Here is an 11,728-nt window from a genome sequence, read left to right as displayed (position 1 = left end):
GGCAGCTCCGGCATCGCGCTAAGCCGGAGCATGCATCAAGCCGTTCCGCTTTCCGACGAGAAACTGCGCCGGCGCAGGCAACTCGCCTTTGCCGGCATGGTCTTTGCCATGGTGATCTTCGGGGCGAATTTCGTCGTCAGCCGCCATGCGGTGCTGAACGGCCTTTCCTCGCACGACATGCTGGCGCTGCGCTTCGTCACCGCCGGCTTCCTGCTCCTGCCCAGCTTCATGATGGCCGGCGGCCTCAGCGATTGCGCCGGTCTCGGCTGGAAGCGCGGTTTGATCCTGGCGGTGATGAGCGGCTTCCCGATGAGCTTCCTGCTCATGACCGGGCTGACCTTCGCTCCCGCCGCTCATGGCGCGGTGATCGGGCCCGGCACGGTCACCGTGATCGGGATCGTCGGCAGCGTCGTCCTGTTCGGCGCGCTGCTGACGCGGCAGCTCGTGCTCGGCGTCATTGCGGTGCTCATCGGCCTCGCCTGCCTCGGCATCGCCGGCACGACGCACTCCAACCCGAGCATTGTCTTCGGCGATCTCTGCTTTCTCGGCGTCGGACTGGTCTGGGGCGGCTATCCGCTGCTGATCCAGCTCTGGCGGGTCAATGCGCTCAAGGCCACAGCGGTCGTCTCGGTGCTGTCGATGGCCTATCTGCCGATCTACTTCGCCTTCTATTTCCGTGGCTTCGACGTCGCGCCCTGGTGGGTGCTGGTCTTGCACGCGATCAATCAGGGCGTGCTCAACGTCATCGTCGGTCTGTGGATCTGGAGTTGGTCGACGCCGGTGCTCGGCCCCTCGGTAGCCGGGCGCTTTCCGCCGATGATCCCGGTTGTCGGCACGCTGCTCGCCATCCCCGTGCTTGGCGAGATCCCGAGCGGACTGCAGATCGGCGGTATCGCGCTGATCATCGCCGGGCTGTTCGTCGCCTCATGGCGTCGCGCGGCGGCGCGCTAGCACCATCAGGCCGAGATTCCAGACGATACAGACCAGCAGGCCGAGGCCGAGCCCCGCCCAGGAGCCGAATATCGGCGCCGTAGCGTGAAGGGTGGCGAGCCCCAGTCCGAAACCGAGCAGGCCAAGCGCGCTGTTGGCGATGACCGCAGCGCTGGCCGGGCCGCCGATGCGCGGCTGCAGGATCGCGATCAAGCTCGACAGCACGAGCGGCAGCGCAGCTAGCACGCCCGACCAGGTCGGCCCGACCGTGGCGCTCAAGGTGGTGACGACGCCGGTCAGCGTGGCGACGGCAGCTGCGCGCAATGGCAGGACATACCAGAGCCGACCCGGAGGCTTGGCCGGGCGCGCCGCGAGATAGGGCCGGAAAATTCCATGGAGCACCGGGAAGACGATGATCGTCAGCGCCAGGATCGCCGAAAAGGGCAAGGCGAGTTCACGCAGCACAACAATCGCCGCGACCCAAGTGAACAGCCCGGCGCCAAGACTGACGACCGTACCGAAGCGTTGCGCCAAAAGGACGTAGACCAGCGACAGGCAGGCATTGCCGAGATTGGAGTTCATGCTGCCCAGCGCGCTGGCTGAGATGAAGGTGGCGTCGTGATCGAGCGCGAGGAATGCCAGGACCGGCCCGGCCGAGATCGGCAGCGTCGCGATCATCGCCGCGAGCAGCGGCCCGCTTCGCTCGGCCAGCAGCGAACAGCTGACGACGATGGCGGCCGCGACCGCCATCTTGAGCAGCAGCAGGCCGAGCCAGGGATCGATCACGCCGGCTCGCCCTTGGCCCAGCCTTCCTTGGTCTCAGCGATGAAATCCTCCAGCCGGCCGGCGGCGATGGCGGCGCGCAGGCCAGCCATCAGGTCCTGATAATAGGCCAGGTTCACCCAGGTCAGCAGCATCTTGCCGAGCATCTCCTCGGCCTTGACCAGATGGTGCAGATAGGCGCGCGAATAGGTGTTGGCCGCCGGGCAGGAGGATTGAGGATCGACTGGCCTGACATCCTCGGCATGCTTGGCGTTCTTCAGGTTCATCCGGCCGAAGCGGGTGAAGATCTGGCCATGGCGGCCGGCTCTGGTCGGCATCACGCAGTCGAACATGTCGACGCCGCGCCTGACCGCCTCGACGATGTCGTCCGGCGTGCCGACGCCCATCAGATAGCGCGGCTTCTCCTGCGGCAGATGCGGCTCGACCGTCTCGATCATCGCCAGCATCACGTCCTGCGGCTCACCGACCGCGAGTCCGCCAATGGCGTAGCCCTTGAGGTCCATGGCGGCGAGCTCGCGGGCGCTCTCGACACGCAGCGCTGGCACAGCCCCTCCCTGGACGATGCCGAACAGCGCCCTCCCCGCCGGGTCACCAAACGCCGTCTTGCAGCGTTCGGCCCAGCGCAGCGAGAGCCGCATCGCCTTCTCGGCGACCTTGTCCTCGCAGGGCAGCGAGACGCATTCGTCGAGTTGCATGACGATGTCGGAGCCGAGCAGGTTCTGGATTTCGACCGAGCGCTCGGGCGTCAGCACATGCTTCGAGCCATCGATATGCGACTGGAAGGTCACGCCCTCCTCGGTCAGCTTGCGCAGGTTGGCGAGCGACATCACCTGGAAGCCGCCGGAATCGGTCAGGATCGGATGCGGCCAGTTCATGAACTTGTGCAGGCCGCCAAGCCTGGCGACGCGCTCGGCACCCGGGCGCAGCATCAGGTGATAGGTGTTGCCGAGCACGACATCGGCGCCGAGCGCCTTGACCTGCTCGGGATACATACCCTTGACCGTCGCGGCGGTGCCGACCGGCATGAACGCCGGCGTGCGGATCACACCGCGCGGCATGCGAACCTCGCCGGTGCGGGCTGAGCCGTCCCGGCCGAGAAGATGAAAGCTGAATTCCGTCGTCATGGGCGCCGGCCTAGCCCAGCGCCGCCTTTCGCGAAAGAGGCTTGCGCGCCGGGCGGGGCTGTGCCGGCAGCCGGGCGCTCAGCGCTTGGCGAAAGCGGCTTCGTAAACGTCCGGCTTGAAGGCGAGGATGCGGCGCTCGCCGAGATCGAGCACCGGGCGCTTGATCATCGTCGGCTGCGCCAGCATCAGCGCGATCGCCTTCTTGGCGTCGAGGCCCTGCCTGTCGGCCTCGGGCAGCTCGCGGAAGGTCGTGCTTCCCTTGTTGAGCACCTTCTCCCAGCCGAGTTCCTTGCACCAGGCCTCGAGCTTGGTCTTGTCGATGCCGGAGACGCGATAGTCGTGGAAGGCGTAGGGAATCTTGTGCGCGTCGAGCCAGCTCCAGGCCTTCTTCATCGTGTCGCAGTTCTTGATGCCGTAGAGCGTGACCATCGTTCCGACCGTCGCTGATTATCGTCGGCGCCGGGGTGGCATGCGGCCGACCGGAGATCAAGCGATCCCGCCGCTTGGCGCCGGACTACGGCGAAGAAAGCTGAGTGTTCCGAGCAGGCGCTCGTTGCCATCGCCGATCGCAGCGCGGACAATCAGGCGTCTCTCGCGTCCTGTCATCCGGCCGGTAACGATGGCGCGTATCGGGCGAGCAAGGAAACGGATGGGCGCGCCATGATCGAGCAATTGCAGCAGGCCGCGACGAGCGGCGACGACCTCGATATTCCGTTCCGCTCCTGGAAAAATCATCCGGCTGCCGGGGTGGATTTCCCCGACCTCTCCATCGCAACCAGCGAAGCGACACTCACCCGTCCTATCGTCGATGCTCTCGCGTCGCGGATACCGGCCAAGATCGATGTGCTGGCTGGCCTCGATATCGGCGGGCTCGGCCTTGCCGGGGCGCTGGCCTACCGCAACGGCCTCGGCTTCATCGACATCCGCAAAGTCGACTCGCTTCGCAACGAGGTGATGCGCAGCATCATCGCGAATTACGAGCTGGGCGAAGGCGTCGTGATTTCGAAAGGCGCGCGGCTGGCGGGCCGCCGTGTCGCGATCGTGGACGATTGCCTGATCTCGGGCGGCACGGCGCTGGCGACGGCGCGGCTGATCCGCCGGCTCGGCGGCCATTGCGACACGGCGCTCTTCGTCTTCGACATCGAGGGAATGGGCGGACGCGAGCGCCTTGCCGGCGGTGGGATCAGGGCAGAGGTGTTGCGCACCGTCCCGCGAACAGCGCCGGAGAGCGAAGGCGCCTAGTGGACATCGGCGCAATCATCGGGCGCCGAGTTGCCAGCGAGCAAGATGGTCGTGGCGGCTCGTGCCGTGGACGCTGCGGATCAGAACGAACTCGGGCACGGTGAAGCTCAAACGAGGTATCTCGATCCGCGGAGCGGGCCGCTTGTCGTAAAGCAGCGTGATGTGTGGGTTGAACCGCTCGTCGACAGGCAGGTTCGCCGCCTGCATGGCATCATGAAGGCGTGTCTGGAGTGTGAGCAAGGCCGGCAGTGTGTCACTCGCCATAAGAACGAGCGACCGCTTTCCGTACGAGCCACTGAATGCCGCCGTCAGATCGAAAAAGACATCGAAGACAGGGTCTTGGATGGCTGTTCCAATCTGTTTGAGGAGCTCGATAATCTCGAAAGGAACTTCGCCAAACGCGCCGGTGCCGCACAGGGTGATATGGTAGCGATCCGGGCCGATCAGCTTACCGCGCAGGCCGATCGAGCGCCGCAGCTGATGTCCAAGCGCGTGGACGGACTGAGCGACGGCGGGCGGTGGCAGCACGGCAAAGAAGCAACTGGTCCAAGGCTGACCGCCGAGCCGTTGCGAGGGTTCGGCGGGTACACAACCACCTCCTTCACCAAAGAGGTTCAATTGGTCAGGAGATGATCTCCTCATCACTCATCGATAGAACAAAAGAAGAACAAAAGCAATCACGGGCTCCAGCGGGCGTGACCACCCCTCACCCCGCCGCCCGGTACTCCGACGGCGACATGCCCGCCCGCGCGGCGAAGAAGCGGGAGAAATAGGCAGGGTCGGAAAAGCCGAGCCGGAAGGCGATCTGCGAGACCGGCGAGCGGGTGTAGACGAGGTCACGCCGCGCCTCGATCATCAGCCGGCCCTGGATGACCCGCATCGCGGAATGGCCGAGGACCTCGCGGCAGACACGGGTGAGATGCGGGCCGGTGACGCCGAGATCGCGTGCATAGGCGTCGAGCGGCTCATGCGTGTGGAAATGGCTTTCGACACGCTCGATGAAGCGCCTGACCAGCACGGCGCGCGCATCGTTCGAGCCGCTATTTGCCACTGCGTGCGAACGCGCGATGCGGGCGAACCAGATCGCGATCAGGCGCGCATGGGCGGCTAGCGCGAGCTCGCGACTGCCGCGGTTGCGGCCGAACTCGGCGAGCGCTGCCTCCATCGTCATGGCGAGCTCAGCCGTGCCCGCATCGTTCGGCCCTCGCCTGTCGACGAACGCCTCGCTCAGCACGGCGCCGAGCGCGGGCTCGGCTTCGAAGAGCGGCGTCAGCGTCGAGGTCGCGACGCTGGCGACGAATCCTTCGGTGTCCGGATTGAACCGGAACTCATGGATCGCCAGCGGCGGCAGCAGGAGGACCGTGCCGGGGATCAGCCGATGCTCGACACCGTCGACCCGGACCAGGCCGCCACCCGAGGCGATCAGGAAGAACTGGGCCATGTCCTGGTGGCGATGCGGCTCGATCCGCCAGTCGCGTGGAGCACTGCGGGCGCTGATGCGTTCGATATGCAGCGCATCGGGGAAACGCTGCTCCCGTGGCTCGTCATAGAGCCAGTAGGCCGGCACCGAAGCGAGCGACATGCGAGCAACCCGATGTTCGTTTTGTCCAATAGGTTGGGTGAAAGCTCCATTCCGGTCAAGCAGAGGCGATGGCATTTTCTTGTGAAAGTACAGGGCTCGGCGAGCCCGAGATTCGTGCGGGAGGATGCCATGCGCACCCAGGTCGTGATCGTAGGCGCCGGGCCGGCCGGATTGCTGCTCGGCCAGTTGCTGACGCGCCAGGGCATCGACAACGTCATCCTCGAACGCAAGAGCGCGGACTATGTGCTCTCGCGCATCCGGGCCGGCGTGCTCGAGCAGGGCACGGTCGATTTGCTGCGCGAGGCGGGCGTCGGTGGGCGCCTCGCCGAAGAAGGCCTGCCGCATGACGGCTTCTCGCTCGCCTTCGAAGGGCGCCTGCAGCGCGTCGACCTCAAGAGCCTGACCGGCAAGCAGGTGACGGTCTACGGCCAGACCGAGGTCACGCAGGATTTGATGGAGGCACGGCAGGTCGCCGGCACGACGACCTTCTACGAGGCTGCGGACGTCCAGCTGCACGATTTCGACAGCGCCTCGCCGCGCGTCAGCTTTATCTCCGAAGGCCAGCGGCGCGAGATTGCCTGCGACTTCATCGCCGGCTGCGACGGCTTCCACGGCGTCTGCCGCGCCTCGGTGCCGGCCTGCGCGATCGAGACTTTCGAGCGCGTTTATCCGTTCGGCTGGCTCGGCCTGCTCACCGACCAGCCACCGGCCGCGCATGAGCTGGTCTACGCCAGCTCACCCCATGGCTTTGCGCTGTGCTCTATGCGCTCGCAGACCCGCAGCCGCTATTACGTCCAGGTGCCGCTCGACGAAAAGGTCGAGGCCTGGTCGGACGCGCGCTTCTTCGACGAACTCCGCCGGCGCGTGCCCGAGGAGGTCGCGGCGGCGGTGACGCCTGGACCGTCGCTGGAGAAGAGTATAGCGCCGCTGCGCAGCTTCGTCGCCGAGCCCTTGCGTTTCGGCAGGCTCTTCCTCGCCGGCGATGCCGGCCACATCGTGCCGCCGACCGGCGCCAAGGGGCTGAACCTTGCGGCGAGCGACGTGCACTATTTGTTCGAGGCGCTGCGCGAGCACTATGCCGAAGGTTCCGATGCGGGGCTCGATGCCTATTCCGGCCGAGCGCTGGCGCGGGTCTGGAAGGCTGTGCGCTTTTCCTGGCAGATGACCAAGCTGCTCCACCTCTTCCCGGAAGCGAGCGCCTTCGATCAGCGCATTAGGCGCGCCGAGTTCGACTACCTCGCGCAATCGCAGGCCGCGCTCACCAGCGTCGCGGAGAACTATGTCGGCCTGCCCTATTGAGGCCGGGTAGGCCTGCCCTCACCGCGGCGGCAGCTTCTCGTGCCTCGGAATGCCCGGTGGCACATGGTCCCAGGGCTGGGCGGCCGAATGCCAGAAGACCATTTCCGGCTTGTAGCGGCCGGGCTCGTCGAGGCTGCCGGCACGCACGATGAACAGGTCGGGAATATCCGGGAAGGTCAGATAGACGGGTGAGCCGCAGGTCGGGCAGAAGGCGCAGCGCTTGACCGTGCGGCCCTCCCCGACGACGTCCCAGGTCGTCGCCTCACCCTCGACGGTGACCGGCGCGCCGACGAAACTCAGATAGGAGCTGTGGCCGGTGCCGCTCTGCTGCTGGCATTGCCGGCATTGGCAGTCATTGCTCTCGACCGGCTCGGCCGAGATCTCATAGCGGATCGCGCGGCAGGCGCAGCCGCCCCTGTAGGCGTGGCTCATCGTCATTCTCCAGGAAGGGATTGGGAATCGCCGAGACCGTGGCGACGGTTCGGCGATGGTCAGTCGCCCTCGCCAGCGACATCGCCGAGGCGTGGCAGAATGGTCTTCCAGCCGCGGCCCATATTCGTGAACGCGGCCTCGTTGCGTGGCAGCTCGAAGCCGGAATGAACGAGGCGCACGCGGGTGCCATTCGTTTCCCGGGACAGCGTCCAGGTGACGACCGTGTCGAGCCGGGAGCCATAGCCGGCATTGCCGTCGTCGCCGCCCTTCCAGGAATAGGCCAGGCGCTCGTTCAGGACGACGTCGAGCACACGGCAGTGGATCGTGCCGTCCCAGGCACCGGCCGGCGTCGTCCTGAAGGTGAAGCGTGTCCCTTCGATCGGAGCAAAGCCGGAAGGCTCCATAATCCAGCGCGCGATCAGCTTGCTCGAGGTCAGAGCCGTCCAGATCGTCTCCGGCGCATGCGGCAGGATTTCGTCGACGACGATCGCCTGCGTGGCGGGCTGCAGGTCGATGGCGGTCATGGATCGATCTCCTTGAGAAGGGTGCGGAGGTTGGCGAAGCGCTCGCGCCAGAAGGCGCCGTAATGGCCGATCCAGTCGACGAGCGGCGCCAGCCCCTCGGGCTCGACGCGATAGAAGACGTTGCGACCCTCCGGCCGCTCGGCGACCAGGCCAGCCTGCTTCAGCGATTTGAGGTGCTGGGAGATGGCGCCCTGCGTCACGCTACTGCCGCGGGTCAATTCGGCGACGGAAATCTCGTCGCGGGCGGAAATCCGTTCGAACACGGCTCGCCGCGTCGGATCGGCGAGCGCGCGCATGACGGTGGAGACTGAGGTGGCTTCAAGCATGTAAAATAAATTAGCGATTGCTAATTGATTAGTCAATGCTAATTCGTTGATGTCAAAGAAATCGGCGGCGGCACGCTGCCCCCGCCGGTCCCTTAGTTGATGCAGTTCGTCAGAAGATTACGCGGCAACGCGGTCAGCCGACGCCTCCGGCCTCGGTAACGATGGCCACTCCGAAGCCGAGGTCACCAGCCATTTCCGAGCTCACTCTTCCCTGAAGCTCGACCTCATCGAATCCGTCAGCGGCTGCATCAGATAGGCGATCGCGGTCCGCTCGCCGGTCGGCACATAGACCTCGGCCGGCATGCCCGGCCTGAGCTTGGCCCTGATCTTCGGGGGAAAGCCCGAGGCCGAGACGCTGACGCGCAGCTCGTAGACCATCTGCTGCAGGACCTCGTCGCGCAGCGCATCGGCCGCGATCGACTTCACCTCGCCGACGGTGAAAGGCGTCGCCCGTCCCTTGAACGAGGGCAGGCGCACTTCCGCGGCCATGCCCGGACGAAGATTGTTCACATCCATCGGCGAAACCTTGGCCGTGACGATGAGCTCGTCGTCCTGCGGCACGATCTCCATCAGGGTCTCGCCTGGCTTGACCACCGCGCCCACCGTATGGATCTTCGAGGCCACGACCCGCCCGGCGCGCGGCGCACGAACTTCCGCGCGCGCCAGGACGTCCTCGGCAATGCGCAGCTTTTCGCGGGCGTCGGCGAGCTTCACCCGGCACTCGGCAAGCTTCGTCGAGGCCTCTTCCACGGCGCGAAAGCTGATCTGGTTCATCTGAAGCCGAATCTCGTCGGTGGCGACCGACAACCGTGACAGGTCCGCTTCCAGCGAGCCCAAACGACCCTGCAATTCGGTCAACGAGCGCTTCAGCGGGTTGATGCGAGTTGCGGCGACATAACCCTTGTCGGCGAGAGGCCGCAGATTGACGAGTTCGTCGTTGATGCTGGCGGCTTGTTCTACGGCGGAGTCGCGCTGCGCCACGGTCGACTGGTGCTGCTTCTCGGACTGTGTCAACCGCTCCTTCAGGATCGAGACTTCCAGCTTCTGGGCGGATTGGCGTTCCTTGAACAGGCGTTCCTGGTCGAGCATGATCCTGCGCGCCTCCTTGCTCTCCAAGGCGTCGGTCAGCTCGCTCGGGAAGGTGATGCGATCGAGCCGGTCGATCTCGGCGGTGAAGCGTGCCTCCTCGCCCAGGGTCTGCAGCACGCTGAGCCGCGCGACGCTGCGCTGTGCGGCAACATGCGTGGTATCGAGACGCACCAGGATCTCGCCAGCCTTGACCTCAGCGCCATCGCGCACGGCGATCGTTTCGACGAGGCCGCCCTCGAGATGCTGGACTGCCTTGCGGTCGCTCTCCACGACAATGCTGCCATGCGCCACGACGGCGCTGTCGAGGCGCGCGATCACCGACCAGAGGCCGCCGGCGCCCAGCGCTATGGCGACCACAACGTAACCTTTTCGGACCGGGCTGCGCCAATCGCCGGTGCCCTCGACAGGTGCACGGGCCCGCTCAAACCACCGCTTGGTGATCGCGAGCGCAGCCTCGCCGCGCTGGCGCCATTCCGGCCAATTCAGGAAGGATTTCATCCGCTTGAAGAAGGATCTCATCGCCGTGCCCACCTCGCCGCCGAAAGCGGCTCCACCTGCCCTGTCTGACCCGGGTGTGGCGGCTGGATGCGCATGCCACTACCTGGCTGCAGCAGCACAGGCAGGATCTCGTCGCGCAGGCCGACCCTGACGGCCTGGCCCTTCTGCATGAGGATGATCTTGTCGACTTGCGACAACAGCTGCGGGCGATGGGTGATCACGACGACGATCGCGCCGGCGGCACGCAAGCCGGCCAAGGCCCGCCCAAGCGCGGCATCGCCGTCCATGTCCAGATTGGCGTTCGGCTCGTCGAGCACCACCAGTGCCGGCTGGCCGCAGAGTGCCCGAGCCAGCCCGATCCGCTGCCGTTGCCCGCCGGACAGGATGGCCCCGCCCTCCCCGATCTGGGTTGCGTAGCCATCGGAAAAGCCCTGGATCAGTTCATGCGCGGAGGCGGCGGATGCAGCAGCGACGGCGACTTCGTCCGTGGCGGCAGGATCGAAGCGGGTGATGTTGTCGCGCACGCTTCCGGCGAAGAGTTCCACATCCTGCGGCAGATAGCCGAGGACACCGCCGCGTTGTTCGTCGGAGAAGTGACGGATGTCATTGCCGTCGAGCCGGACGACGCCTTGAACGGGCTGCCAGACACCGACCAAAGCCCGAGCCAGCGTGGATTTTCCCGAGCCGGTGAGACCGACGACAGCCGCAATCTCGCCCGGCTCCACCTCGAACGAGACATTGTGCAGCAGCAGAGCGTTCCCGCTCGGGGCACGCACGCTCAGGCCTTCGACCCGCAACGAGCCGGCCGGATGAGGCAATGTCATGGGCTTGGCGCCCTCGGTTGGCGCCTTCAATGTCGTTCCCAGCCGCTGGAAAGCGCTGCGGGCCGAGACGAAGCTTTTCCATTGGCTGACGGCGCCCTCGATCGGAGCCAGCGCCCGGCCCATGATCAGGGAGGCGGCGAACATCGCCCCTGCCGCCATGTTCTGGTTGATTGCGAGATAGGCGCCCACGCCCAGGACCGCGCATTGCAGCCCCAGGCGCAACAGCTTTGTTATCGCCAGCAGGGTTCCGCCCCGGTCGGCTGCAATCGTGTGAAATGCGAGCGCCTGCCCGCGCTGGCGTTGCCATTCGCCGCGGATCGCCTGGCCCATGCCGAGCGCCTTGATGACCTCGGCATTTCGAAGGGAGGCCGTCAGCCGGTCACTCGCTCCGTGCCCCAGCTCCGATGCCTGGATCAGGGAACCCTTGGTGATGCGCTCGTTCAACAGCGCGACGCCCAGGATCGCGAGCGCTCCGAGCGTGGCGACGAGGCCGATCGCCGGATGGAGAATGAAACAGAGGCCAAGATAGATTGGTATCCAGGGGGCATCCATGAGCGACGGAACGAGGCTGCCAGAGAGCGTCGCCCGCAAGGTTTCGACGTCGCGAATGGGCAGGGTTGGCGAGCCCTTCGCATCGAGCGCACCACGAAAGGAGGCTTCGAAAGCCGGCTCGGACAGCGCCCGATCGACACACAGGCCGAGCTGGACGAGCGCGCGGCTACGGAAATGCTCGAGCGCAGCATAGGCAACGAACAGGGCGAGCACGATCAGCGACAGCATGACGAGCGTGGTGCCATTCCGGCTCGTGAGCACCCTGTCGTAGATCTGCATCGTATAGAGCGGAGAGACGAAGACGAAGAGGTTGAGCACGAAGGAAAGCCCGAAGAGCGAAGCAAATGCGGGCGTCAGCTTGCGGACCGTTTGCGTGAGCATTCGTCGGTTTTCCTGGCGCGATCATGGGGTGCAAAAGAGTAAGTCCGGCCCGCCGCCGCCGATCGGACGGCGACAATTCGTGGCGAGCCGGAGGTTTTTTGAAGCTTCACGACCCGGCTCCGTCGCGGAGCCGGGTCGTCGC

13 protein-coding genes are annotated in these 11,728 nt (G+C 65.8%); 3 read left to right on the top strand and 10 right to left on the bottom strand.

Going from position 1 to position 11,728, the window contains the following annotated elements; genetic code table 11:
- Positions 1-30 precede the first annotated feature (30 nt).
- Positions 31-951: a DMT family transporter gene (locus B6S44_RS11070; protein ID WP_129156961.1), complete on the top strand. Its 921-nt coding sequence runs from the start codon at positions 31-33 to the stop codon at positions 949-951.
- Here the strand turns inward: B6S44_RS11070 and B6S44_RS11065 are convergent.
- The 3 genes from B6S44_RS11065 to B6S44_RS11055 form a co-directional block, all read right to left on the bottom strand.
- Positions 925-1,716, bottom strand: a complete 792-nt coding sequence (locus B6S44_RS11065; RefSeq protein ID WP_248309551.1) for a hypothetical protein — start codon at positions 1,714-1,716, stop codon at positions 925-927. The genes B6S44_RS11070 and B6S44_RS11065 overlap by 27 nt on opposite strands.
- Positions 1,713-2,837: a tRNA guanosine(34) transglycosylase Tgt gene (gene tgt / locus B6S44_RS11060; RefSeq protein ID WP_129156960.1), complete on the bottom strand. Its 1,125-nt coding sequence runs from the start codon at positions 2,835-2,837 to the stop codon at positions 1,713-1,715. The genes B6S44_RS11065 and tgt overlap by 4 nt, the downstream gene beginning before the upstream one ends.
- 78 nt (positions 2,838-2,915) lie before the next feature.
- A complete protein-coding gene (locus B6S44_RS11055; RefSeq protein ID WP_129156959.1) occupies positions 2,916-3,266 on the bottom strand; it encodes an ArsC family reductase in 351 nt (116 codons plus the stop codon).
- 231 nt (positions 3,267-3,497) lie between these two features.
- Here B6S44_RS11055 and B6S44_RS11050 point away from each other — a divergent pair, with 231 nt between their 5' ends.
- Positions 3,498-4,079 carry a phosphoribosyltransferase family protein gene (locus tag B6S44_RS11050; RefSeq protein WP_129156958.1) on the top strand — a complete coding sequence of 194 codons (582 nt, stop codon included), beginning with the start codon at positions 3,498-3,500 and terminating at the stop codon, positions 4,077-4,079.
- Positions 4,080-4,094: 15 nt separating this feature from the next.
- Here the strand turns inward: B6S44_RS11050 and B6S44_RS11045 are convergent, their stop codons facing one another.
- Positions 4,095-4,721 carry a 2'-5' RNA ligase family protein gene (locus B6S44_RS11045; protein ID WP_129156957.1) on the bottom strand — a complete coding sequence of 209 codons (627 nt, stop codon included), beginning with the start codon at positions 4,719-4,721 and terminating at the stop codon, positions 4,095-4,097.
- A 64-nt stretch (positions 4,722-4,785) separates the two neighbouring features.
- Positions 4,786-5,661: a helix-turn-helix domain-containing protein gene (locus B6S44_RS11040; protein ID WP_164985795.1), complete on the bottom strand. Its 876-nt coding sequence runs from the start codon at positions 5,659-5,661 to the stop codon at positions 4,786-4,788.
- 129 nt (positions 5,662-5,790) lie between these two features.
- On the opposite strand from B6S44_RS11040, the gene pobA reads away from it, so the two are divergent.
- Positions 5,791-6,960 (top strand): 4-hydroxybenzoate 3-monooxygenase, encoded by a 1,170-nt coding sequence (pobA, locus tag B6S44_RS11035; protein WP_129156955.1) that lies wholly within the window; start codon positions 5,791-5,793, stop codon positions 6,958-6,960.
- An 18-nt stretch (positions 6,961-6,978) separates the two neighbouring features.
- On the opposite strand, the gene B6S44_RS11030 is transcribed toward pobA, so the two are convergent.
- The 5 genes from B6S44_RS11030 to B6S44_RS11010 form a co-directional block, all read right to left on the bottom strand.
- A complete protein-coding gene (locus tag B6S44_RS11030; protein WP_129156954.1) occupies positions 6,979-7,392 on the bottom strand; it encodes a GFA family protein in 414 nt (137 codons plus the stop codon).
- Positions 7,393-7,451: 59 nt separating this feature from the next.
- Positions 7,452-7,916 (bottom strand): SRPBCC family protein, encoded by a 465-nt coding sequence (locus B6S44_RS11025; protein WP_129156953.1) that lies wholly within the window; start codon positions 7,914-7,916, stop codon positions 7,452-7,454.
- Positions 7,913-8,242, bottom strand: a complete 330-nt coding sequence (locus B6S44_RS11020; RefSeq protein WP_129156952.1) for an ArsR/SmtB family transcription factor — start codon at positions 8,240-8,242, stop codon at positions 7,913-7,915. Before B6S44_RS11020 ends, B6S44_RS11025 begins: the two co-directional genes overlap by 4 nt.
- A gap of 201 nt (positions 8,243-8,443) precedes the next feature.
- A complete protein-coding gene (locus B6S44_RS11015) occupies positions 8,444-9,850 on the bottom strand; it encodes an HlyD family type I secretion periplasmic adaptor subunit (RefSeq protein WP_248309550.1) in 1,407 nt (468 codons plus the stop codon).
- Complete coding sequence (locus B6S44_RS11010) at positions 9,847-11,586, bottom strand: type I secretion system permease/ATPase (protein ID WP_129156951.1); 1,740 nt, start codon at positions 11,584-11,586, stop codon at positions 9,847-9,849. Before B6S44_RS11010 ends, B6S44_RS11015 begins: the two co-directional genes overlap by 4 nt.
- Positions 11,587-11,728: the final 142 nt, after the last annotated feature.

It is taken from the genome of Allobosea sp. Tri-44, from assembly GCF_004123845.1.
In the GTDB taxonomy this organism is placed as follows: domain Bacteria; phylum Pseudomonadota; class Alphaproteobacteria; order Rhizobiales; family Beijerinckiaceae; genus Allobosea.
The sequence above is the reverse complement of the archived record's forward strand: the minus strand, read 5'-3'. Positions and strand labels throughout refer to the sequence as shown.